We start from the raw sequence: 25,038 nt of genomic DNA, 5'->3' as shown, positions 1-25,038 counted from the left end.
GCAAGTTGGGTGGCACCGCGAGCAGAGCGCTCCTCGTCCCAAGGGATGAGGGCGCTCTTTGTATTTTTATAGCCAAAGGAGACGGTGACCATGTTGGAAATGAAGTGGATTCGGGCACATGAAGAAGAGGTTCAGGCCGCAGCAGACGGGAAAAAAATCAAGATCAACATTCGCACATTGTTAGAGCGGGATGAGGAACGCAGAGCACTTTTGCAGGAATCGGAAGAAGGACGCAGATTGCGCAATACGTTATCTGCTGACATTGGCAGACTCATGCAAGCCGGGAATCGGGAACAGGCCGAGGGTTTGCGGGCTCAGGTGAAACAGATCAATGAACAGTTGGAACAGGTGGAAGCGAGGCTGGCCCCTGTGCAGGAGGAAGTAACCAAGCTGCAATGGCTGGTGCCCAATATTGTATCCCCGGATACCCCCAATGGCTCGTCGGACGCAGACAATGTAGAGCTGCGACGTGTGGGAGAGGTGCCAACGTTTGAGTATAATACCAAAGATCACGTGGAACTTGGGGAGTTGCATGATCTCATCGATATTCCCCGTGGAGTTAAGATTGGCGGTACGCGAAGTTATGTATTAAAAGGCGCTGGCCTGTTATTACATCGGGCAGTACAGCAACTTGCGCTTGATCTGCTGCTGAAGCACGGATTTACACCAATGGAGGTTCCGCTGATGGTCAGGGAGGATGCGCTGGTGAACACCGGATTCTTCCCAACTGGTCGAGATCAGGTCTATGAGCTCGAAGGGGAGAACAAGTGGCTGGTGGGAACTTCTGAAGTGCCGCTGGTCTCGTATTATGCCGATGAGATTGTTGATGTTCAAGAGCCTGTGAAGCTGGCCGCGGTATCGACGTGTTTCCGCAGTGAGGTTGGCTCCGGCGGACGGGATGTACGCGGATTATACCGTGTGCACCAATTTGCCAAAGTTGAGCAAGTCATTCTCTGTGCCCCTGATGCAGAAGAATCGGAGCGCATGTTGCAAGAGATTACGGGACACGCCGAAGAATTGCTGCAATTACTTGAACTGCCGTATCGTGTTGTCGCTGTATGTACCGGAGATATGTCGCAGAAAACGTACAAACAGTATGACATCGAGACCTGGATGCCGAGCCGCGGTGCATATGGAGAAACGCATTCGTCGTCGAATCTGCATGATTTTCAGGCCCGCCGTTCGAATATTCGTTGCCTGGATGCCGAAGGCAAGTTGGCGTATTGTCACACACTGAATAATACGGCGGTGGCATCGCCGCGTATCCTGATTCCGTTGCTTGAGAATCATCAGCAGGAGGATGGAAGCATTCGCATTCCGGCAGCCCTGCGGCCCTATATGGGCGGGGCCGAGAACTTGATTTTGCCAGAGCGATGAAGTGAAGTAAAGAGGTTAGGTAACGGTCTAGTAATTCAAAAAGGGGATGTTCCAAACGTCATGTTGCATGTGACGATGGACATCCCATTTTCAATGGTAACACTATTTAACGAACCAATTTCCTACTATGTTGTGCTGAACTGATCCGGTAAGTGCTTGGACCTAAGATATAGCCTACTTCTTTGATTAAAATTTCTTCGTATATGTAAGTAAATAAAATTATTTCTTAGATGTCAACGCAGCTTCCATTCACGCTCGTTAATAATTTCAATTTGTCCAGATTCAAGGGCTTTTTTGAAACGATTGCGGGCTGTTTTCATCAATAGAACCATTTCGTCTTCAGGACGAATCTTGGTGGATGTCGAAGTGACGATAGCTTTCATACGTTTACGGTTATTTTTAGGTGAAACCATATCAAGCAAATTCTTTTCGATCATACATATCCCACCCCATTTTTTAGGTTTATTAAAACAGTATTACGCGACCTTCCCATATTATACAATGAAAATCATGAATTGTTCCAAGACTCCCACTTATGTTATTCAACTTTATGCAATTCGTATCCGATATAATATAATAGAAGTAAAATATTGGATTATGGGAGTTGGGAATTAAAAATGAATAGAATCAAACTGGCGCTTCGAGGCACACTTGCTCTAATTATGGCATTAACAATACTGGTCCCTTCGTTGGCCTTGGCGGCTACCGGTGACGTGACATCGATTGAAATAACCAATAGCAGCCCGCAGAAGATGAGTGTATCCGAAACAGCTGCGCTTCAGGTGATGGCAACGGTAGAAGGTTTTGATAACAAGCAGGATGTTACCGAAGGCGTGACATGGTCCACCAGTAATGCAGCAGTTGCGACGATGGTGAAAGGCAAAGTCAAGGCTGTGGCCGCGGGCGAAGCAACGATTTTTGCAGAGGTAGATGGGGCAAAAGCCCAGTTGGTTGTCCAAGTGCAGGAGAAGATTAAAAGCATCAAAGCTTCACCGAATTCCTACAATTTTGTTAAAGGTAGTGAAAGTACACTTCCCAAAGTAAGCATTACCCGTGCGAATGGTAAGGAAGAGGATGTGACGTCTGAGATTGTGTGGTCCGTATCCACTTCTTCGGCTGTGCTGGAAAACGGTAAAATTAAAGGGGTTACACCCGGCAGAGTATTGCTGCAAGGCAAATATGGAACAACGATTGTTAAAGTCCCTGTTGCTGTGACGGACGAGATTACCAAAGTCGAGGTCACACCTGCCTCAATGCAGTTGAATATCAAGAAGTCCAAAGCGTTGAAGGTTATCGGCACCTACGCAAACGGCAAAACCATTAACCTTTCAAAACAAATGGTATGGACCTCTTCCAACACAAATGTAGCTATCGTGAAAAATGGAGCAGTCAAGACGCTGACAGAAGGACAAGCCACCTTGACAGGAACTTATCAAAATCAGACAATAAAGGCAGAGGTTACCGTTGTACCTTTGCTCAAAAAGCTGATTACAGGCCAGAAAAAACTGGTCTTGTCTCCGCAGGGAAGTACAACACTGAGTGTGATGGCCCAGTATGATACGGGCAAAACCACTGTTGTGACCAACATTGCGGTGTGGAGCAGCACAAAGCCGGGCGTAGCGACAGTGACAAATGGCAAGATCGTGGCTGTAGGCAAAGGAAAAACGTCCATCACGGCCAAGTGGGGCAACAAAAAAGTGACGATCCCTGTTACGGTAAAATAAATCTTCATATAATGAAACATCTTGCATGAATCAAAAATTAGTTTCAGTACATGACATCGTTAAAATCATCAATGTAACAGACAACCAGGGGCGTAGACATACGCTCCTTTTTTGGATATATAGAAATATGTATCTGGGATGCCCTCTGCTAGAACAACAATATAACGGGATTGGATGGGATGAATATGAAAGCTTCGATTATAAGCTCAGACTCTAACTCTAGTGATCTGGCTTACCTGAAATATCTTCTTTTATCCCCAAGTTCCACACTTACATTTCAACGGAGTACTACGATTAAGCGCATGAAGCAACGCACCTATGAAAAATACAGAGAAGGTTATCATTTAAAATGTCATGGTGAAGAGGAGATACCTGAATGAAAGATCCAATGCAACCGGAAAACTGGCCTGCCTGGGCCACAGAGTCAGTAGAGATTGCTCCTACCAACCCCAACTGGGACGCACGGGCTCAGGAAGAAATCCGGCAACTCAAACGTCTTCTACAGCAGTTTAATATCCATCAATTCGAACATATCGGAAGCACGTCCATTCCCGGGTTACCCGCCAAGCCCATTATTGATCTGATGGCAGAGGTACAGTCATGGGACGACATGGATCTGATTGCGAATCAGCTGAATCCGTTGGGCTGGAACTACGTTCCGCCTGAACTGGATGGACGGGAGTACAGACGATTCTGGGTCAGGGTTAAGGATGGCAAGAGAGCTGTACACCTGCATCTGATGCGCCCGGGAGAGGACCGTTGGGATCGTCAAATTCGGTTTCGGGATGTGCTGAGAAAACGCCCAGATCTGGTGGAAGCTTACGCCGTCCTAAAGACGAAGCTTGCTGATGAGAATAAGGAAGACAGGGAATCGTATACCGCTGCCAAAACGCAATTTATTTTACAAGTGCTTGATGAAGGCTTGTGATCAATTGAAAAGCGTACATATCAGAGAAAGGCTGATCTATTTCCTCGCAGTCATGATGACCATGGCGGCAGGACTCGCATCCAGACACTTTGGTGATCGATTGCCGGATTGGGTGTATGAACATTCCGGAGATGCATTATGGGCGGGCATGATTTATTTCGGAGTGCGCATGGTGTGGCCTCGTCACAGCTTGGTATGGGCGATGAGTTTGAGCTGTGTATTCAGCTGGATGATTGAGTTTTCACAGTTGATTCAGACGCCTTGGCTGATTGAGATACGCTCAACCGTATGGGGTGCTCTTGTTCTGGGACATGGGTTTCTGGTGATTGATCTGATTCGATATACGGTCGGAATTCTATGCATGGTGATGATAGATCGTTATTTCCTGAGAAATAAGATGGCTGGATCATGAAATCAAGTGAATCATGGAGGTGTGCTGAATGAATGTAGAAAAACTTTTTGCCGAATTACCCGAATTCGAAACACAGCGGTTAAAACTGAGGCGGCTTACGATGGATGATCTTGATGAATATTATGCGTTTGCCTCTGATCCGCGAGTGAGTCAGCAAAGCTTGTGGAACTGCCATGAGACGGTGGAGGATTCAATTCAATATATTCAGCGGGTACTGGATAATTATGAACGGAAAACGGTACATATCTGGGCTTTTGTTTTAAAGGAAACAGGGACCTTGATCGGGAGGGGTGGCATTTTTGATCTCAACGAACCCATGCAGAGTGCTGAACTAGGGTACGCGATAGCCACCAGTCAATGGGGTAAGGGCCTCGCAGCAGAGGCGATGCAGCCCATCGTGGATTATTGCTTTCGGGAACTGGACTGCAATCGGTTGGAGGGGAAATGTAATGCAGGCAACATAGGCTCTGCACGCGTAATGGAGAAGTTGGGCATGTCGTACGAAGGTTTGCTACGCAAACAGTTGAAGATCAAAGGTGTATTTACGGATCAAAAATTGTACTCCCGTATCCGGGATGATCTATAATACTTCCAATGACGCATAGGGTACATCGCAGAAATTGAAGGAGGCGGAACCATGATCTATAGTATTATTTCCCGTTCGTTGTGGGAGCAAGTGTCAAAGGGGACTGAGTATGCACCAGATAGCCTGGAGACGGACGGATTCATTCATTGTTCCACCAAGGAACAGATTCCATGGGTAGCCGGGCAATATTATGCAGGCCGTACGGATCTGTTATTGCTCAGTATTGATGAGAAGGCGTTAAAGCCAGAGTTGGTGTATGAGGATCTCTACGAATTGAATGAACTATATCCACATATCTATGGAGAACTCAATCTGGATGCTGTGCGCAAAGTCATTCCATTTGAACCGAATGCAGACGGCACATTCTCATTTCCTGAATAAATAACATGTGACGCTTCTGTTTGGACGTGATCAGGGGACAACATACTTTTCCGAAGGGTGGTTAACGGATGGATACGAATCAGGTTTTTCTGGAGACAGCCGAAAAGCAATTCTTGTATTACAAGCAGCTCGGGGAAAAAGCTATGGCACAACTGGAGTCCGCGCAATTGTTTCAATCCTGGAATGAAGACGCGAACAGCATTGCGGTTATCGTAAAACATTTATGGGGCAATATGCTGTCCCGTTGGACCGATGTACTGACAACAGATGGTGAGAAACCTTGGCGTGAACGAGATGCCGAATTCGTGAATGATCTTACATCCCGGGAAGAGTTGCTCGCTAAATGGGAAGAAGGCTGGACATGCCTACTCGAAGCCATTCGTTCGTTTACCCCGGAACAATTGTCTCATATCATATACATTCGCAATGAAGGACACACCGTCATGGAGGCTATTATTCGGCAATTGGCGCATTATCCGTATCATGTCGGGCAGATTGTATTTGCCGCGAAAATGCTAAAAGAAACAGCTTGGGACAGTCTCTCCATTCCGAGAAACGGGTCTGCTCAATATAATGGCGGCAAATTTGCCAAGCCGAAGGCACGCAAACATTTTACAGAAGATGAACTTCATATAGAAAAAGGTGAGGAACAACAATGACTCAAATTGCATTGATTCGCCATGGAAGCACAGCGTGGAATAAGGAAAAACGTTCGCAGGGACAGACGGATAATCCGCTGGATCAGGATGGCAGGGATCAGGCGGTATTACTTGCTGCGAGATTGGCCGAGGAATCCTGGGATGCCATCTATGCAAGTGACTTGGAGCGTGCAAGTGAGACGGCTCGCATCATCGGTGATCGCTTGGGCATTCAGGAGATTCATCTGGACCCTAGACTTCGCGAGATGGGCGGAGGACAGGTCGAAGGAACGACGGAGGAGGAACGTATAGCCAAGTGGGGAGCGGACTGGGGTACTCTGGATCTTGGACGGGAGCTTGCAGATGCAGGGACTGTTCGAGGTAGTGCGGTGCTTGAGGATATTGTACAGCAGCACCCCGATGGAAGAGTGATTGTTGTCAGTCACGGAGCCGTTCTGCGGAACACACTTCGAGGTCTGGTGCCTGAACTGGATATTAGCGTAAAGCTGTCCAACACATCCATTACTCGGATCGCCAAGAAAGATGATACGTGGCAATGCGAACTGTACAATTGCAGCGCGCATTTGGATTCGTCCAGGGATTCACAATAGATGGATGCTCTGACGTTAAAACGCTAGCAAACTTTGTGGACAAAGGGGGAGATGACGCATGACCGAATTGACGTATGCATGGACGGAGGAGATCCTATCTCCGCTGGGTGAGACAGCGGTTATCATCCAGTTTGGAGATCAATTGTCTGACGCTGTGCAGCGCAGAGTGATGTCTGTCTGTGCTTTGCTGGAAAAAAGCACTTTGCCAGCCATGATCGAATGGGTGCCTTCATATACGTCCGTTACAGTATTTTATGATCCGTTCATCTCCCCGTACCCCGAGTTATGCCGAATCCTGCTTCAACAGTTGAATCAAATGAAGGTATCCGTCCAAGACAAACCCAGAACGGTCACGATTCCCGTATGTTATGGTGGCGAGTGGGGGCCTGATCTGGACTACGTTGCCAGTGAACATGGACTGACCCCAGAAGACGTTATTGCGATTCATACATCCGGGGATTATCTCGTACATATGATAGGATTCGCACCGGGTTTTCCGTATCTCGGCGGGTTGTCTGAACAGATTGCTACGCCCAGACGTGCAACGCCAAGGCTTCGGGTTGAGGCTGGCACAGTAGGTATTGGTGGCAAACAGACAGGAATCTATCCAGTGGACACACCCGGGGGATGGCAATGTATTGGACGAACGCCACTCCGGTTGTTTCGGCCGGGTGAGAACATGCCGAGTTTGCTGGCAGCAGGGGATCGGGTTCGATTTGAACAGATTACGATGCAGGACTATCTGGCGTTGAAGCGGAAGGAGGGCGAACAATGAGTATTGAAGTGATTCGCCCTGGTCTGTTATCTACCGTTCAGGATGAAGGCAGAACCGGCTATCGTCGATATGGTATTCATCCTGGCGGGGTCATGGACACCTTTGCAGCCAGAGCAGCCAATATGCTTGTGGGCAACTCCCGACATGCGGCAGTGCTGGAGATGACGATGACGGGGCCGGAGCTTCGATTTCAGGAGAGCCAGCTTATCTCATTATGTGGGGCCGATCTGACGGCAACGGTGGATCATCTGCCTGTACCTTTGTGGCGTCCTGTGCTGGTGCGGGCTGGAAGTGTACTGAAATTTGACCCATGTCGTCATGGCTTGCGTGGATATCTGGCGTTTGCGGGTGGAATAGCTGTGCCTGAAGTGATGGGTAGTCGAAGTACAGATCTCAAGACAGGTCTTGGCGGTTTGGAAGGAAGAGCCCTGCGTGTGGCAGATCTGTTATCTACAGGTAAGCCTTCTGGTGAAGCGCAAGGTTGGATGCATCGTATGGAGCAGCAGATAGAGAAGAGTGAGCGGGACCACCGAATATTGGCGCCTGCGTGGTTTTTATCTGAACGTGAGAGACCTGACTATTATGAGAAATCTGTTATTCGTGTGATGGAGAGCAAGGATAGTTCGCTGTTCAGCGAGGCAAGTCTTGGACAATTCTATGCCGAAAAATACGTGATCTCTTCGCAATCCGATCGGATGGGCTATCGCTTACAGGGCTCCAGACTGGAGCTGGATCAGCCGCTGGATCGGCTGTCTGAAGCCGTTACCTATGGCACGGTGCAGGTGCCACCTGATGGTCAACCCATCATCTTGATGGCGGACCATCAGACGATTGGAGGTTATCCTGTCATTGCACAGGTAGCTCAGGTGGATATGCCAATCCTGGCTCAGGCTAGGCCAGGAACTCAAATTTCTTTTGAACAGATTACGCATGATCAAGCCGGACAGTTGTATATGGAACAGGAAATCAATATGCAGCTCATGGGTAAACTGATACGCAGAAGAATGGCAGGAATGGAGGGCGCTTAATGAATACCTCGAAAACCTTGGATATCAATTGTGATCTGGGCGAAAGTTATGGTATATATCGCACGTTATCTGACGAAGCCATTCTACCCTTGATAACGTCAGCCAATATTGCCTGCGGGTTTCATGCAGGGGACCCGGCTACGATGCGGATAACGGTGGAGAGGGCATTGGAGCATCAGGTGGCGATTGGAGCTCACCCCGGGTTGCAGGATTTGCAAGGGTTTGGCAGAAGACGTATGGACATTACGCCACGGGAAGCATATGACATGGTGGTGTATCAGATTGGTGCGCTGGATGCCTTTGTCCGGGCAAGCAGAGGGCGAATGCATCACGTGAAACCGCATGGAGCCTTATACAATATGGCCGCAGAAGATGCGAGGCTTGCTGAAGCTATCGTGGAGGCGATCTATCAAGTACAGCCTGATCTGTATTTGTATGGTCTGGCGGGCAGTGAGCTGATTCACGCCGCGGATCGCATCGGTCTGCGTAGTGTGAGCGAAGTGTTTGCGGATCGAACCTATGGAGCGGATGGTAAACTAATCCCTCGTAGCCAAGCTGGAGCCCTCATTGAAGAGTCGGGACAAGCGATTGCTCAAGTGCTTCGGATGGTGAAAGACCGCGTGGTTGTATCCACGGATGGTACGTTGGTTCCCATTAAGGCAGAGACGGTCTGTATCCACGGTGACGGAGCATACGCTCTCGCATTTGCTCAAGAGATTCGTCGTGTGCTGGAATCGGAAGGCATTAAGTTATCCGCGCATACAGCTGGATGATACGCCTGTTCAGTAGAACAACAGTGTTATCAGGTTGTTCGGATTGAACTTTGAAATTTTGGAATGACAAGGAGTGAATGAACAGAATGAAACCCATACGCAACTCGGCGAAAGCTGTCATTGTGCAGGATGGACGATTGCTGGTCATCCGGCTGGAAGACCAATATGGTACCGCTTATGTGTTCCCGGGTGGAGGACAGGAGAAAGGTGAAGAACTCAAGGATGCGGTCGCACGCGAATGTCTGGAGGAGATTGGTCAGGCCGTGAATGTGGGAGAGCTGTTACATATCCGGGAGTATATCGGAAAAAATCATGAATTCGCCGAGTGGGATGCAGATATCCACCAGGTTGAGTTCTATTTTGCGTGCAGCCTGATCGATCCGGAGGCAACTATTTTTGAAGGCTCCAATCCAGACGATCACCAAGTTGCCGTGGAATGGATTGCACTTGAAGAGCTGTCCCAGATTCGTTTATATCCAAAAACCATTGGTGAGTTGCTGCTTAAATCGGATTCTTCCTCAATCTATCTTGGAGATTTGAATTAAAATGATCCTAGGAACAATACGGGATAACCCCTTTATGTAAACATTTTTATAATCAGCTTTTCCAATTTTGTCACGTTTGCGTATCGGTTCATGGATTCACCATAGGTGAGGTGGGTACACTATAAGTACAGGCTTATTACACCTAACGTAAGTTGACTGTACTTATACACAGTAACGGAGCGGATAAAATCTAAAGTAGCGAAACCTGCGAAGTTAAGTTCAGGTTTCTGTTTGAACTTTAGCTTACCCACTCCTCAAATTGGGAGAACGGTAGACGTAGTGGAGGGGACGGAATCGATTCCGAGGAAGCGGAGTGTCTGCTGGTATCCTGGATTTTCACTTGTATATCCATTGAATTAAACATTTACACGATAACGGAGAGGACAGAAGAGACCTGAAAAAGCGAAGCGGTCGCCTTTATCACCGGATTTTTTCCTTGAGAAAAAGGAATCAAAAAAATCTGGGGATAACAGCGATTGGAAGGTTGTTCTGTCATCGTAGTGTCAGTGTAAATCGTCTTTAATCCAATGTATACGAGGAAGAGATCAGGATCATTGAGGGATAACAGCGATCCAAAGAACGATCCGTACCCGGAACGACCTTCTACAAGAGTCCTCCCAATATTCCCCAAAACCGAAAGGAGCACTTCCCCATGAACCAGACTGAATTGGAACAAAACATTGTAAAAGCATTGGAAAACAACCCTTTTTGCAGCTTCTCCACTGTGGAGAATGGTAAACCGAAATCACGCTATATGGCGCTTTTCAACGATGGACTGAACATTCATCTGGCAACGAACCGCCGTACACACAAAGTAGAGGAACTGGAGAATAATCCGAATGTTAGCCTGCTACTTGGTTATGAGGCTGGTGGTTCCAAGGAAGTGGTTGAGATCGAAGGAACCTGTGAAGTGACAAAGAACGAAGGCTTGCGTGAGCAAGTGTGGAACGACGAATTGAAAGCATGGTTCGATGGACCTAATGATCCGAACTATGTCATTCTGGACATCACCCCGGCTCGTATTGAATACACGGGTAAAGATCATGAACATCATGTGTGGGAACAATAATCCAAATATGAACATAACCTCTGCAAAGTAGCGTCCTTATGCGAAAATACGCGCAGAATTTAATCCAACCGTGAAAGCCATTAAGGTTTCACGGTTTTTGGTATGGATGAATAACGCTGAATTGGTTATACATGTAATAAACATGTAATATACGTATTTTGAAGATAATAAGCACTATATACCTACTAAAATGTTGAAAAAAATGTCGAAATCACGCATGATAATGTAAACTTGCCTAGGTATGTGCGGGTAATGTAAAAAATAATGCTTTTCAATGGCTGAACATTGCGTTATGATTTGGAATGTAAACGACAAGCACAGACATAAATAGATGTTCATGTGAGATAAACTTACCTGAAGTTCCGATGCATGTCATCAGAGCGTCAGTACGCACAACCCATGAAATCTATCTTTTTTCTGCGCTCTTCGTTTGCCCATTAATGCATGATTCAATGTACATAACCGGGAGGGGTTATTTTGAAAACGAGTAAAAAAGTATTATCAAGCCTGACTGCCGCTTTGGTTGCATTAAACGTGCTTGCGGTGTTTCCTGTACCAGTATCGGCTGCGGATGCTGCCAAAGTTAAACTGCGGATCATGGAGACAACAGATATTCATGACAATCTGATTAACTACGACTATTATTCCGACAAAGAGACAGACCAGTATGGACTCGCCAAAACAGCTACACTGATCAAAAAAGCGCGTGATGAAGCCAAGAACAGCTTGCTGTTCGACAATGGTGATCTAATTCAGGGTAACCCGCTGGGAGACTATGTTGCGAAGATTGATCCACTGAAAAAGGGTGAGACTCACCCTGTATATAAAGCCATGAATCTGCTCGATTATGATGCAGGTAACATCGGTAACCATGAATTCAACTATGGTCTGGACTTCCTGGACATGACGCTGGAGGGAGCAAACTTCCCTTACATCAATGCCAATGTTTATGTAGACGATGGTGATGATGATGAGACAAATGACAAGAACTACTTCACACCGTATGAGATTTTGGATAAAAAAGTAACGGATGAGACTGGCAAAGAACATACGATCAAAGTGGGTGTGATCGGATTTGTGCCGCCTCAAATCATGCAGTGGGATAGCGCTAACCTTGAAGGCAAAGTAATTGCCAAGGATATTATTGCTACCGCGAAAAAATTCATTCCGAAAATGAAAGCCGAAGGTGCCGACATTATTGTAGCCATCCCTCACTCCGGATTTGAGGATATTCCTCAAACGGATCTGATGGAGAACTCCGTCCTGTACCTGAGCCAGGTAGAAGGCATTAATGCCATTCTGTTTGGACATGCCCACAAAGTGTTCCCAAGTGCTGATTTTGCCGGCAAAAAAGGGGTAGACCTTGAGAAAGGGACAATCAATGGCGTTCCTGCTGTAGAGCCAGGGTTCTGGGGTGATCATCTTGGTATCATCGACCTGGATCTGGAGCTGGTTGATGGCAAATGGAAAGTGGTAGATTCCAAAACGGAAGCACGCCCAATCTATGACACAGCCAACAAAAAGCCACTGGTAGATGCGGATCAGGACATCATTGATGCGGTTCATGAAGAGCATGAAGGTACATTGGAGTATGTTCGTGGTCCGGTGGGCGAAACGACTGCACCTATCAACAGCTTCTTCGCTCTGGTTCAGGATGATCCATCCATTCAGATCGTAACGAATGCACAGAAATGGTATGTCGAAAAACATATGCAAGGTACGGAATATGAGAAAATCCCTGTATTGTCCGCAGGTGCACCATTCAAAGCCGGTGGACGTTCAGGCGCTTCGTATTACACGAATATCCCTAAAGGCACCATTGCGATCAAAAACGTTGCTGACCTGTACGTGTATCCAAATACGGTACATGCTGTAATGGTGAACGGCGCAGAACTGAAAGAATGGCTGGAATGGTCTGCAGGCCAGTTCAACCAGATCGACCCGGCTAAAGGTGGACAACAACAACTGATCAACATGGATTTCCCGACGTACAACTTCGATGTCATCGATGGTGTAACGTATCAGATTGATGTGACCCAACCAGCCAAATATGACGGCAAAGCTACGATTGTTAATGCATCCGCAAGCCGGATCAAGGATCTGAGCTTTAACGGCAAACCGGTTGACCCGGCGCAAAAATTCATTGTAGCGACGAATAACTATCGTGCTTCTTCATCCAAACTGGCTAACCCGGACGGCAAACGCATCGTTCTGGCTGCACCGGATGAGAACCGTCAAGTGATCATCGACTACATCCGTGAAAATAAAACGATTAATCCGGCAGCTGACGGCAACTGGTCCCTGGCACCAATCAAACCATCTGCTGGTGTAACTGCAGCAGCGCTGAACGATCTTGAAGTTGTGTTTGCTTCTTCCCCGGATGCGAAAGGTCTGGTTGAAGCAAACCCGGCGATGTCGTTCATCGGTACGAACAAAGAAGGTTTTGCAGAGTATGGCTTGAAATTGACAGGTGAAGCAACGACAACTCCGAAACCAGGTACGGAGCCCGCTCCTACGCCTACAAAGCCAACTAAACCTACGGAGCCGACTACTCCAACCAAACCAACGATCAAGCCACAGCCTGAGAAACCAGCGGGCGGCAAAGTGGTATATGTGGTGAAAAAAGGCGATAACTTGTACCGTATCGGCTTAAAATATGGTGTGGACTGGCGTAAGCTTGCGACAGCTAACAAAATCTCAAATGTGCATAACCTGAAAGTTGGACAGAAAATCGTGATTCCCGCTTCTTAAAGTTTAATAAGCGGTGAAGAGGAGACCGACAGTCATCAGACTGTCGGTCTTTTTTCTGCAATTTTGAATATATTTGTTTTAATATCCGTCATATACGAAGTCATCAAAACAGTAGAGATTAATTTTAAGACCCATGATATAATATTTACAAACTTTGGGTATATACCAGTAAACATTAATGGACATGGAATCATAAATTGGCAAGGGGGTCCTACATGAATTGCAGTGGCTGCAGTCCAATCTATCCTATAGAGGGCCAAGGTACCTTGTACCTGCGTCCCATTTCCCCCGTTTTGCTGGAAGCGCTGCAAACGCCGGGAAGACTTATCGAGACGTCGGATGACATGATGTGGATGCATTTTTCGAATCTTGAGGCGGTTCAGAGCTTAATAGAAGAGATCGGTGAAATTGATCTGACATTACGTGATTCCCTAACCGTTCAGATTATGCCTTTATACGAACAGGCTAATGAAGAAAGTTGGATTAGTCTAACCATGCAGGAGTCCCGATTTAAGCATGCGGAGCTCGTTTCCATTATTCTGGAGCATCAATTCAGCAGTCATATGCAACCCATCGTTGATGCATCGGAGCAGATTATCGGATATGAGTTTTTGCTTCGTCCTGCTGAGAATGGAAAATCCTTCAGTTCCTATGAATTATTCGAAGTGGCGCGTGAGACCGGACTACATTCTTTTCTGGATCGAATGGCGCGTATTACTGCTATTGAGACCAGTGCCCTTTTTCTGCCGCAGGGTGTCAAACGCTTCGTAAATTTCCTGCCTTCCTCCATATATAATCCCGAATATTGTCTGACACATACGTTTGAAGCGATTGAACGTCTTTCGCTTGACCCTAAAGATTTTGTGTTTGAAGTCGTGGAAACAGAGCAGATTCAGCATATGCCCATCTTGCAGCAAATATTTGAGGTGTATCGTTCCCGTGGAATGTCGGTTGCACTGGATGATGTGGGTGCCGGATATTCGACAATCGAGTTGATGAATCGGTTAGAACCGGATTTTGTCAAAATAGATCGAAGTCTTATCGACTGTTGTGATCAGGATTCGACCAAACAACAGAAAATTCTTGATATTGTTGAGATGTCGAGTCGATTTGGAGGTCAAGTCCTTGCCGAGGGGATCGAACGGATGGAAGAGTTTGAATTCTGTCGTTCCATAGGTATTGAGCTTGCACAGGGCTACTATTTTGGTAAACCCTCGGCACAACCCCCTGGCGGTCCGTACTGCAATACTTCATCTAATTCATGGAATAATTAGTAACCCGTACCTTGTATAAGTCACTTCTGATCAGAGGTGGCTTGTTTGGCGTGCCTGCACATTTTTCCCTCAAATAAATCCCCTCATTTAGCCGATATATAAGATAAGCCTTTTAGAGTGTTCCATACATACAAAGAAAGAGGGCATTTTTACATTTAGAGGGGGAGAAAGACATGAGTCAAACTCAGGATACTAAACCAATGAAAGCAGCGAAACCTGCGAAACCAAAACATAATCAAAATAAAAAGAAGAAGAAAAAGAAAGGTTTCGTCTGGAATATAAGGAACAAACTATTGGTCTCCTTCCTGGCCGTTCTGCTCCTGCCAAGCTTGGCGATCGGCTTGATCACACTAACGATAGCCGAAGATAGCGTACAAGGACAATTAGTGGATAGTGCCATGCAAAGTGTGAGCACTGCCAATACCATTGTAGAAAACCAAGTGAAGTATAAAATTCATGACATTAACTATTTCGCGGATGCCCTTGATCCGAGCCTGGTCAAAGGGGAGAACGATAGTCCCGAGCTTCAGTTGAAGCTGGAGCAATATCTGGGCTTGCATCCCGATGCCATGAACATTTTTGTAGGAACAACTGACGGAGTCATGGTTCGAGGTAAACCAACAGCGAGCAGCACACGTGGAGATGCATATGATCCCAGGGAGCGGGAGTGGTACAAACTAGCGATGGAAAAGCCAGGTACAGCCGTTGTATCAGCGGTGTCTGTTAATACCGATGGCGTTGCCGTTGTATTTATCTCCAAAACATTAAAGGATCAATCCGGTGTAATCGGTTTGTCTCTGGATCTGACAGACCTGCGAGAACAGGCATCCATTAAGGTGGGTAAAGAAGGCTACGTCATTATTATGGATGCAAACAAAAATTATGTCGTTTCCCCTGTAGCAGATACGGGTACACAGGAAACTAGCGGCACCCTTGATGAGATGTATCAGAGTCAAGAAGGTCATTTCGATTACGTGTACAACAATCAGCCGAAAATGATGATTTTCTCAACGAATGAAGCAACCGGCTGGAAAATTGCCGGCACGATGTTCAAGAGTGAAATAACCAATGCGAGTAAGGATATTCGCATGGTCACATTTATTGTTATTCTGGCGGCTACGTTCCTTACGCTCATCTTTATTATCTGGTTTACTCGCTCCATGCTGCGTCCAATTAAACGACTGCAGGAATCTGCCAGAGCCGTGAGCAAAGGTGACTTGACTGTGAAATTGGAAACAGGGCGTAAAGATGAAGTCGGAGAACTGGCGAAGTATTTTGAACGTATGGTTGATAACCTGCGGATGATGATTCTTGGTGTACAGGAAACAACAGAGCAGGTTTCCGCTTCTTCACAGGAATTGTCTGCCAGTGCAGAACAAACCACCAAAGCGATTGAACATTCAACACAGGCCATTCAGGAACTGGCTGAAGGTGCAGAGCAGCAGGTAAACAGCGTGAAAGACGGATCGGGACAGATGAGTCGAATGGCAGAAGATGTTCGAATGATGTCGGAGCGTGTTCAATCGATTACGGCGAATATGCGGAATACGTCCGGCGCGGCCTCTTCTGGTAATGAAGCAGCAGGACAGGCTATGGAGCAGATGAACAGTATCCAGGAAACGGTGGAGCAGCTGGGAACTGTGGTTCAATCTCTGAATGCCCGTTCCGTTGAGATTGGTAGCATGGTGGATGTCATTGCATCCATCTCCAAACAAACGAACTTGCTCGCATTGAATGCATCTATTGAAGCGGCAAGAGCAGGGGATGCGGGTCGTGGGTTTGCAGTTGTAGCCGGTGAGGTACGCAAACTGGCAGAAGAATCTGGAAGCTCGGCAGCGCAGATCGGTGAGGTCGTTCATAATATCCGTCAGGACATGGATGCCGCTCTAATCGCCATGAATGCGGCGCAGACTCGGGTAGGAGAAGGGATTCAGGCCGTGAATACGTCTGGACAATCCTTTGCTCAGATACGGGAGGCGGTGGAAGATGCGGTTCATACATTGGATGACTTGTCCGCAACAACGAAACAACTGGAGAGTGGAGCTTCCCACGTTGCCAAAGCGATGAGCGATATTTCGAATGTGACCCAGGAATCGGCTGCAAATACAGAATCCGTGTCTGCATCTTCCCAAGAACAACTGGCATCGGTAGAAGAGATTGCATCATCCTCGGCACACCTGAACAGTATGGCAGAACAATTGCAAGGACTGCTTGGCATGTTCAAGATGGTAGAGGATACACCGAAGGATAAGGGCAAAGAATAAATCCTAGCATTTTAACACCACAATTTACCATACATTTTATAATAGAAGAAAATAAAGATAGACATTGCTCCTGTAGCCCTGTATAAATATATCGTCTGGTTATTCTGCGCATATAGCGGTGTAATCTTACAAAATAACATCGAATTAACGAAATAATATATTGATACAGGGTACAGCAGGAGGCTCTATGGTATACGTAGCAATACTGATTTTTGTAGTGACGATCACCTTGGTGATCTGGCAACCTCGTGGGTTGGGTATCGGTTGGACTGCCTCGGGCGGGGCATTACTTGCCCTGTTGTGTGGAGTTGTTAGCTTAAATGATGCCTCGGATGTGGCATCCATTGTATGGAATGCAACGTTGGCTTTTGTCGGCATTATTATGATTTCTCTCATTCTCGACGAGACGGGTTTCTTCGAATGGGCTGCCCTGCATATGGCGAGGCTGGCTGGAGGAGACGGTCGCAGACTGTTCTTCTACTCCATTTTACTGGGGGCCGCGGTGTCTGCCCTGTTCGCGAATGACGGTGCGGCACTCATTCTGACGCCAATTGTGCTGGCGATGGTGCGTGCATTGAAGTTTGATGAGCGCATGGTGCTGGCTTTTGTGATGGCGAGTGGATTTATCGCCGATACCACGTCGTTGCCATTAGTGGTCAGCAATCTGGTTAACATTGTATCGGCCGATTTCTTTGGTATTACATTTGTGGAGTATGCGGTACGCATGGTTGTACCCAATCTGTTCTCCATCGTAGCGAGTACGGGGATGTTGTTCTTGTTCTATCGCAAAAGCATACCTCGTCGCTACGACATCTCCGCGGCGCGTGACCCGAAGGAAGCGATACGTGATCCACGGATGTTCCGAATCGCCTGGTTCATGCTTGGGCTGTTATTGGTTGCCTATGCATCCAGTGAGTTTCTGCCGATTCCCGTGTCGGTTATCGTTGGCTCCGTTGCGCTGCTGTTCGCTTTACTGGCACGCAAGAGCGAGGCTGTTGATCTGAAACGGGTAATTAAGGAAGCGCCATGGTCGATTGTGGTGTTCTCGGTGGGCATGTATATCGTCGTATATGGACTGCGTAATGCAGGGTTAACGGATCATCTGAGCCGCTGGCTGGATGCTATAGCAGAGCATGGTCTGCTGGCTGCTTCGCTCGGGATGGGCATCATCGCTGCTGTATTATCATCGGTGATGAACAACCTGCCGACCGTGTTGATTAACCTGCTAGCCATCCAAGGCGCACATACCGAAGGTATCATTCAGGAAGCATTGATCTATGCCAATGTCATCGGTTCCGACCTGGGTCCCAAAATGACCCCAATTGGATCACTTGCCACATTGCTGTGGCTGCACGTGTTATCCCGTAAAGGTGTGAAGATCACATGGGGGTATTATTTCAAAGCAGGCATCATCCTGACGATTCCGACATTGCTAATTACCCTAGCTGGGTTGGCATTGTGGTTATGGATTTTAGGTTAGTAAAATTAGATTTACATTAAGTATTAATAAGATATCTGTTGTAATGTAAAAGGCTGCTCTCACGGCTGGTGCTACGCACTGGCAGCGAGGCAGTTTTTTTTTTCTGCTTCTGTACCTTCTATAGAAGAAATGAATTCTCTATTTCAAATAAGCAGTTAAGCATTTCATAAGGCCAGCCCATTGTAGGGCTGGCCTTCTTTGCCTACTTCCCAGGCTGGAGATTGAAATGCCTGAGATCCAACGAGCGCTGACAAGCACAGTACAGGGAAACCGCGATCGTAGTGGAGGGGACGGAATCGATTCTGAAGAAGCGAAGCGTTCGCCTTTGTCTCCTAATTACAACAATTAAAATTATTGATCAAAGAAATTTGGAGACAACAGCGATCAGAAGAACGATCCGTAACCGGAACGGCCACTCAAGGTATCAGCTACTTAATGTATCTATAAGTAAATTTTTTTCATGGAAATCTGGACACAATACGGATTGAAACAACGTCCGTTCCCGAAGCGGCCACTTCAGCGCAATTTGTCTCAGATAAATTTCAATATACAGCCGATATTTTTAACATTGCGTTTACAAAACACTGATTTTAAGATGACATACCGAAACTACAATGAGTAAAGAGTTGATGGTGAACAAACAAATTCACAAAACGCCATCACTACATTGGGGGAGGAAAACAAAACATGTTTAAAAAGTTGCCGTTTATTTTGATGACCTTAACGTTCGTACTGGTACTCGCAGCATGCGGATCGAAAAATGACGCTGGTACAGAGGGTGCCGCAAGCAATGGATCAGGAGAAGCTGCTACTGAGCTTAGCGGTAACATTCTGGCAGTCGGATCGACAGCATTGCTACCTCTGGTAGAACAAGCTGGACAGAAATTTATGGCAGTTGATGAATATAAGAACGTAACGGTTCAAGTTCAAGGTGGCGGTAGTGGTACTGGTTTGACACAAGTATCTGACGGACAAGCTACAATCGGTAACTCTGATGTATTCGCAGAAGAGAAACTGGAGGACGAAGCCAAAGTAAAAGAACTGGTTGACCATCAAGTAGCCGTAGTAGCTATGGCTCCAGTTAGCAACAAAGATGCAGGTGTAGAAGATTTGACGAAGCAACAACTGGTCGACATTTTCTCCGGTAAAGTGAAGAACTGGAAAGACGTTGGTGGCGCGGATCAAGCAATCGTTATTGTAAACCGTCCAAGTAGTTCCGGTACTCGTGCAACGTTCGAGAAGTATGCATTGGGTGCAAAAATGGATGATATTCAAGGTTCGATTCAAGAAGATTCTTCTGGTAACGTAAAAAAATTGGTAGCTGAAACACCTGGTGCTATTGGTTACCTTGCCCTGTCTTACTTGGATGACAGCTTGCAAGTGTTGAAATACGAAGGTGTAGAAGCAACAGTTGAGAACGTGGAAGCAGGAACTTATCCAGTGTGGGCTTACGAGCACATGTACACTAAAGGTGAGCCGGATGCAGCAACAAAAGCTTTCCTGGACTACATCCTGAGTGACGAAATTCAACAAAACGACGTGACAGAGCTTGGATACATTCCAATGTCAGGCATGAAAGTAAAACGCGATGCAGCAGGTAATGTGGTTCAATAATCTTTGAACTTGCGCATACAGCGAAAGAGGCGGACTTAGGTCCTGCCTCTTTACGCGGTTTGCTCTGAAATAATCCCATATTTTGCATTAATTCTACTATAGAAGGATGGTTGTTATGGAACAGACCGAAGGGGGAACGGTAATGAATAACAAGTTGAAACCGCGCCGGCCCTTAAAAGAGAAACATTATTGGGAAGAGTGGACGGGACGGATCTATACGTCGATTTGTGTCGTTTTCCTGATCGTTGTCATGTTTTCCATTGTTTATTTTGTAGCGTCCAAGGGACTGTCCACATTTTTCCAAAACGGAATAAGCATAAGCGAATTCCTTGGTGGGAAAACGTGGAATCCAACTGGAGAGCCTGCGTTCTACGGGGCATTGCCGTTCATCACAGGTTCTTTCATTACAACCTTGCTTGCGGCATTGATCGCAAGTCCGCTTGGCCTGTGTGCAGCGCTCTTCATGACAGAGATTGTCCCGGGGAAAGGGAAAAAGATCTTGCAGCCTGCGATTGAGCTCTTGTCCGGAATTCCATCCGTTGTGTACGGATTTATCGGTCTGAGTGTCATCGTACCTTTGCTGCGCAGTATCTTTGGTGGAACAGGCGTCGGGATTGCAGCCGGATGTCTTGTTCTGGCGGTAATGATTCTTCCTACGGTGACAAGTATTATGGCAGATGCATTGTCCGCATTGCCAAAAGGTTTACGTGAATCCTCCTATGCACTCGGTGCCACTCGCTGGCAAACCATCTACCGTGTCATTATTCCAACGACTTTGCCAGCTTTGTTGACAGGTGTCGTTTTGGGTATGGCCCGTGCTTTTGGTGAGGCACTTGCTGTGCAGATGGTTATTGGTAATGCACCGCATGTTCCAACATCCTTGCTTGAATCAGCTTCAACATTAACAAGTGTAATTACACTCAGCATGGGTAACACCACGATGGGTTCTGTTCATAACAATGCACTGTGGAGTATGGCGCTTGTCCTGCTGGTGATGACATTTGTCTTCGTCATTCTGGTTCGCCTGCTTGAAAGGAGAAACCGGGTATGAAAATGAAGGCAAAGACGGTAGATAAAATTGCAACATCCGTTATCGTTGTACTGGCCCTGTTCATTGTTATTCTATTGCTCGGTCTGCTTGGCTTCATCATGTATAGAGGCATTGGACATATTAGCTGGAACTTCCTGACAAGCGCACCACAGTTGCTTAAGGGTGGCGGCGGGATTGGTCCACAGCTCTTCAACTCCGTATTCTTGCTTGTTCTGACCTTGATTGTGACCATTCCACTCGGATGGGGCGGCGGGATTTACATGGCGGAATACGCCAAACCAGGCAAGATTACCAGCTTCATTCGTCTGGTCGTTGAAGTATTGTCATCATTCCCTTCCATTGTTATCGGTTTGTTTGGTCTTTTGCTGCTAGTAAATCAATTTGGTCTTGGTTTCTCCCTGATCTCGGGTGCCTTGGCTCTGGCGATCTTTAACTTGCCACTGATGGTGCGTACTACGGAGCAGGCCTTCCGTGCCGTTCCGAAGGAACAGAAGGAAGCAGGTCTGGCGCTTGGACTGTCCAAGTGGAAGATTATCACTTCGATTCTGCTACCTGTGGCATTGCCGAGTTTGATTACGGGTACGATCCTGGCATCGGGCCGGATCTTCGGTGAAGCAGCAGCGCTGATGTTCACCGCAGGTATGAGTAGTCCACCATTGGACTTTACAGATTGGAATCCGACGAGTCCAAGATCACCGCTTAATCCTTTCCGTCCGGCAGAGACACTTGCTGTCCATATCTGGAAAGTGAATAGTGAAGGCATTGGGCCAGATTCCAAAGAAGTGGCAGCTGGGGCATCCGCCGTGCTTGTCATTCTCGTGCTGGCGTTCAATCTAAGTGCACGCTGGATCGGTCGGGTTGTATTCCGCCGCATGACAGCTTCGAAATAAGGAGGAACCAACATGGCCATACCTTTTGGTACGGAACAGTTAAGCATATATTATGGACATTTTCAGGCGGTCAAACAGATCAGCCTGGCGTTTCCCGAAGCGAGCGTAACGGCGCTTATCGGGCCGTCTGGTTGCGGTAAATCCACGTTCCTCCGGTCACTCAATCGGATGAACGACGAGATTGCCGGTTCCCGCACAGAGGGGCATATCTGGATGGACGGTAACGATCTGAATGAGCCTGGAACCGATGTAATCAAGCTTCGCCAGAAGATTGGCATGGTGTGGCAGAAGCCAAATCCTTTTCATAAGTCCATCTACAACAATATCGCGTTTGGCCCCCGCTACCGTGGTACGAAGAGTAAGAAGGCACTGGATGAAATTGTGGAAAAAAGCTTGCGTCGTGCTGCGCTCTGGGACGAAGTGAAAGACAGGCTGAACGAGTCAGCTCTGTCTCTCTCGGGTGGACAACAGCAGCGTCTATGTATCGCCCGCGCTTTGTCTGTTGAACCACAGATTCTGCTGCTCGATGAGCCGGCATCTGCACTTGACCCGGTATCTACGGGTAAAGTTGAAGAGTTGATTACCGAGCTCAAGAAGGAGCTGCGGATTGTTATTGTTACCCATAACATGCAGCAGGCGGCACGCATCTCGGATTATACAGCTTATTTCTATCTGGGAAGCATGATTGAGCACGGGGATACAGAACATATTTTCACGAACCCGGACAATCGTCTGACGCAAGAATACATTATGGGACGTTTCGGTTAATTGGATCATGGAGTGTCACATAGAGCAACAGACAGAGAGATTAAGAAATAAATAGAGACAAAAGGAAGCACAATGCCTGGACGGTTGTTCGGGGGTTGTGCTTTTTTAATTTAATTCTGGAAAAATTTGCTGTATGTAAAGCAATCATGCTACGATATTTAGTAATAAGAGAACGTTTACATTACTTTGAAGGAGATGTTGATAATCACTACGGATCAGGTGTCTTACGACCATATGGCAGCTCAGATTATACAGAACTACACTATTGAAAAACCTGTCGTTTCATATATTCGCCACAATGAGAATCTGACGTATCATGTCGTTGATGAAGCAAGCGGGCAGAAGTATCTGCTACGTATCCATCAAGCTGCATATGCAAGTATGACCGGCATTCAGCATACGCCTCCTGCGCTGGAGGCAGAGATGAACCTGCTTCATGAGTTAAATGCAACGACAGCATTGCGCGTGCAGCATCCGGTACGCAATGTATCGGGTGAATGGGTAACGGTATGGATAAGTGAGGAAGGGAAAGAGATCTGTTGTACGGTACTGAAGTGGATTGAGGGAAGGGACATCCAGCAGGGAGAACGCCTGACAACAGAGCAGATCTATGACCTGGGTGCACAACTACAGATGCTTCATCAATACGGACGTGTACAAGAGACGCCCGAAGCCACTAAGGGAACGGTTGAAGGCAGAGGAGTGGTGGATAGCAACGATCATCAGCGGACAGGAAGAGAGATGAGCCAGACAGATCGGACAAAGATACGCCCGGCATATGGCAATATCCATGAGAACTTGGTCATGCTAGGTCAGCTAGAAGAAGGCGTCCGACTTGGGATTTTTACAACGGAAGACTTCGATCTGCTTCGTGAGACGTTTGAGAACATTAATGAGCAGTTAGCAACGTACCCGCAGCACGGGGAGACATGGGGGATCATTCATGGGGATATTACTCGCAACAATCTTCTGATAACGGATCAGGGCATATCCATGATTGATTTTTGTCTACACGGTTATGGTTATTATCTTTTTGATGCCGGAGGGGCAGCGCTTATGTTCAATCGGGAGGAACGTGACATATTCTTATCCGGTTATACAAAACAGATCGCGCCACTGACGGATCGTGATATCCGATTAATGGAAGGGTTTATGTTGATCTTTACGCTGGGTTATTATGCCTTTCAGATGGCGAATGAGTCGAGGCACGAATGGATGAAAGATCGCATGCCGAAGCTGTGCAGTAAGTATTGCAGACCCTATGTACAGAACAAGAGCATCTTCTACGAACTGTGACGCCTACTTGTATACTGCATATACATACAGGATGATCATTACCCAGCGAAGGCTGGCGGAGGAGGCATCCAAGTATGGCTGTTTTATCAACGGGACCCATTGAAAATAATATTGTCGCGGGAAGTGGGCGCCCTACCCAGAGAATTACGGTAAGACTGGATAATCGGAATACAATTAGTATTTATACGGTCCTGGTTCAAGGATATAATTTGGTAGGCGTACGCTCATTATATATTGAAGAGTTGTTCAATGTTCTGCCTAATCAGGTAATAACCAAAGATTTTTATGCGGATTTGGACGGGTTTGAATTTGTTTTTACAACGGGGGATAGTGCCGTGGAGGAGGTGCAGATTTCGGTCTGGGGGAAAAACCAGAATGGAGAACTGGTCACCGCCCACCGTCTCGTATCTGAGGAATTACTGGGGGCATACAGTGGTATTTCAGGTGTAACTGGAGCCACCGGTTTTACAGGTGCAACAGGTGTGACAGGAACGACCGGAGATACTGGTGTTACAGGTGCAACGGGAGTTACTGGAGCGACTGGAGTCGCTGGGGATACGGGTGCAACAGGTGTAACGGGAGCGACCGGATTCACTGGAGTTACAGGTGCAACGGGAGTAACGGGAACGACAGGAGTCACTGGAGATACGGGAGCAACAGGACTGACGGGAACGACTGGAGATACAGGTGCGACAGGTGTAACGGGAGCGACCGGATTCACTGGAGTTACAGGTGCAACGGGAGTAACGGGAACGACAGGAGTCACTGGAGATACGGGAGCAACAGGACTGACGGGAACGACT

Annotated in this window: 23 protein-coding genes and 1 pseudogene; 23 read left to right on the top strand and 1 reads right to left on the bottom strand. The window is 47.0% G+C overall.

Going from position 1 to position 25,038, the window contains the following annotated elements; translation table 11 throughout:
* Positions 1-90 precede the first annotated feature (90 nt).
* Positions 91-1,377, top strand: coding sequence for a serine--tRNA ligase (gene serS / locus QVE09_RS26805; protein WP_315939279.1), 1,287 nt, complete (start codon positions 91-93; stop codon positions 1,375-1,377).
* Between the two features lie 233 nt (positions 1,378-1,610).
* Here the strand turns inward: serS and QVE09_RS26800 are convergent, their stop codons facing one another.
* The gene (locus QVE09_RS26800; protein WP_076253873.1) at positions 1,611-1,814 is read right to left on the bottom strand and encodes a hypothetical protein; all 204 of its coding nucleotides are present in this window, start codon (positions 1,812-1,814) and stop codon (positions 1,611-1,613) included.
* Positions 1,815-1,994: 180 nt separating this feature from the next.
* Here QVE09_RS26800 and QVE09_RS26795 point away from each other — a divergent pair, with 180 nt between their 5' ends.
* From QVE09_RS26795 to QVE09_RS26690, 22 genes and pseudogenes are all read left to right on the top strand, one after another.
* Complete coding sequence (locus QVE09_RS26795; protein WP_315939278.1) at positions 1,995-3,101, top strand: Ig-like domain-containing protein; 1,107 nt, start codon at positions 1,995-1,997, stop codon at positions 3,099-3,101.
* A 376-nt stretch (positions 3,102-3,477) separates the two neighbouring features.
* The gene (locus QVE09_RS26790) at positions 3,478-4,029 is read left to right on the top strand and encodes a GrpB family protein (protein WP_315939277.1); all 552 of its coding nucleotides are present in this window, start codon (positions 3,478-3,480) and stop codon (positions 4,027-4,029) included.
* 4 nt (positions 4,030-4,033) lie between these two features.
* Positions 4,034-4,441 (top strand): ribosomal maturation YjgA family protein, encoded by a 408-nt coding sequence (locus QVE09_RS26785; RefSeq protein WP_315939276.1) that lies wholly within the window; start codon positions 4,034-4,036, stop codon positions 4,439-4,441.
* Between the two features lie 28 nt (positions 4,442-4,469).
* Positions 4,470-5,027 carry a GNAT family N-acetyltransferase gene (locus tag QVE09_RS26780; protein ID WP_315939275.1) on the top strand — a complete coding sequence of 186 codons (558 nt, stop codon included), beginning with the start codon at positions 4,470-4,472 and terminating at the stop codon, positions 5,025-5,027.
* Between the two features lie 51 nt (positions 5,028-5,078).
* Positions 5,079-5,408 carry a DUF952 domain-containing protein gene (locus tag QVE09_RS26775; RefSeq protein ID WP_036673184.1) on the top strand — a complete coding sequence of 110 codons (330 nt, stop codon included), beginning with the start codon at positions 5,079-5,081 and terminating at the stop codon, positions 5,406-5,408.
* 68 nt (positions 5,409-5,476) lie between these two features.
* Positions 5,477-6,067 (top strand): DUF1572 family protein, encoded by a 591-nt coding sequence (locus QVE09_RS26770; protein WP_315939274.1) that lies wholly within the window; start codon positions 5,477-5,479, stop codon positions 6,065-6,067.
* Positions 6,064-6,657 carry a histidine phosphatase family protein gene (locus tag QVE09_RS26765; protein WP_315939273.1) on the top strand — a complete coding sequence of 198 codons (594 nt, stop codon included), beginning with the start codon at positions 6,064-6,066 and terminating at the stop codon, positions 6,655-6,657. The genes QVE09_RS26770 and QVE09_RS26765 overlap by 4 nt, the downstream gene beginning before the upstream one ends.
* A gap of 58 nt (positions 6,658-6,715) precedes the next feature.
* Entirely contained in the window at positions 6,716-7,432 is a 717-nt protein-coding gene (gene pxpB / locus QVE09_RS26760; RefSeq protein ID WP_315939272.1) for a 5-oxoprolinase subunit PxpB, read from the top strand.
* A complete protein-coding gene (locus QVE09_RS26755) occupies positions 7,429-8,460 on the top strand; it encodes a 5-oxoprolinase subunit C family protein (RefSeq protein ID WP_315939271.1) in 1,032 nt (343 codons plus the stop codon). The genes pxpB and QVE09_RS26755 overlap by 4 nt, the downstream gene beginning before the upstream one ends.
* Complete coding sequence (locus QVE09_RS26750; protein ID WP_315939270.1) at positions 8,460-9,233, top strand: LamB/YcsF family protein; 774 nt, start codon at positions 8,460-8,462, stop codon at positions 9,231-9,233. The genes QVE09_RS26755 and QVE09_RS26750 overlap by 1 nt, the downstream gene beginning before the upstream one ends.
* A gap of 86 nt (positions 9,234-9,319) precedes the next feature.
* Positions 9,320-9,778, top strand: coding sequence for an NUDIX domain-containing protein (locus QVE09_RS26745; RefSeq protein ID WP_315939269.1), 459 nt, complete (start codon positions 9,320-9,322; stop codon positions 9,776-9,778).
* Between the two features lie 652 nt (positions 9,779-10,430).
* Positions 10,431-10,847, top strand: a complete 417-nt coding sequence (locus QVE09_RS26740) for a pyridoxamine 5'-phosphate oxidase family protein (RefSeq protein ID WP_017690978.1) — start codon at positions 10,431-10,433, stop codon at positions 10,845-10,847.
* 477 nt (positions 10,848-11,324) lie between these two features.
* Complete coding sequence (locus QVE09_RS26735; protein WP_315939268.1) at positions 11,325-13,598, top strand: bifunctional 2',3'-cyclic-nucleotide 2'-phosphodiesterase/3'-nucleotidase; 2,274 nt, start codon at positions 11,325-11,327, stop codon at positions 13,596-13,598.
* 215 nt (positions 13,599-13,813) lie between these two features.
* Positions 13,814-14,872, top strand: a complete 1,059-nt coding sequence (locus QVE09_RS26730) for an EAL domain-containing protein (RefSeq protein ID WP_315939267.1) — start codon at positions 13,814-13,816, stop codon at positions 14,870-14,872.
* 173 nt (positions 14,873-15,045) lie between these two features.
* A complete protein-coding gene (locus tag QVE09_RS26725) occupies positions 15,046-17,136 on the top strand; it encodes a methyl-accepting chemotaxis protein (RefSeq protein ID WP_315939266.1) in 2,091 nt (696 codons plus the stop codon).
* Positions 17,137-17,323: 187 nt separating this feature from the next.
* Positions 17,324-18,616, top strand: coding sequence for an arsenic transporter (locus tag QVE09_RS26720; protein WP_289390995.1), 1,293 nt, complete (start codon positions 17,324-17,326; stop codon positions 18,614-18,616).
* A 687-nt stretch (positions 18,617-19,303) separates the two neighbouring features.
* Positions 19,304-20,230: a phosphate ABC transporter substrate-binding protein gene (locus tag QVE09_RS26715; RefSeq protein ID WP_315939265.1), complete on the top strand. Its 927-nt coding sequence runs from the start codon at positions 19,304-19,306 to the stop codon at positions 20,228-20,230.
* A gap of 115 nt (positions 20,231-20,345) precedes the next feature.
* The gene (gene pstC / locus QVE09_RS26710) at positions 20,346-21,281 is read left to right on the top strand and encodes a phosphate ABC transporter permease subunit PstC (protein ID WP_017690972.1); all 936 of its coding nucleotides are present in this window, start codon (positions 20,346-20,348) and stop codon (positions 21,279-21,281) included.
* 2 nt (positions 21,282-21,283) lie between these two features.
* A complete protein-coding gene (gene pstA, locus QVE09_RS26705) occupies positions 21,284-22,171 on the top strand; it encodes a phosphate ABC transporter permease PstA (RefSeq protein ID WP_026081329.1) in 888 nt (295 codons plus the stop codon).
* A gap of 12 nt (positions 22,172-22,183) precedes the next feature.
* Entirely contained in the window at positions 22,184-22,939 is a 756-nt protein-coding gene (gene pstB / locus QVE09_RS26700) for a phosphate ABC transporter ATP-binding protein PstB (protein ID WP_315939264.1), read from the top strand.
* Between the two features lie 234 nt (positions 22,940-23,173).
* Complete coding sequence (locus tag QVE09_RS26695; RefSeq protein ID WP_315939263.1) at positions 23,174-24,235, top strand: phosphotransferase enzyme family protein; 1,062 nt, start codon at positions 23,174-23,176, stop codon at positions 24,233-24,235.
* A gap of 74 nt (positions 24,236-24,309) precedes the next feature.
* Positions 24,310-25,038: pseudogene (locus QVE09_RS26690) on the top strand (YVTN family beta-propeller repeat-containing protein); the annotation flags it as partial.

It is taken from the genome of Paenibacillus sp. ClWae2A (assembly GCF_032452295.1).
GTDB lineage: Bacteria > Bacillota > Bacilli > Paenibacillales > Paenibacillaceae > Paenibacillus.
Note: the sequence above shows the minus strand (reverse complement) of the source record. Positions and strands in the feature narration are given on the sequence as shown.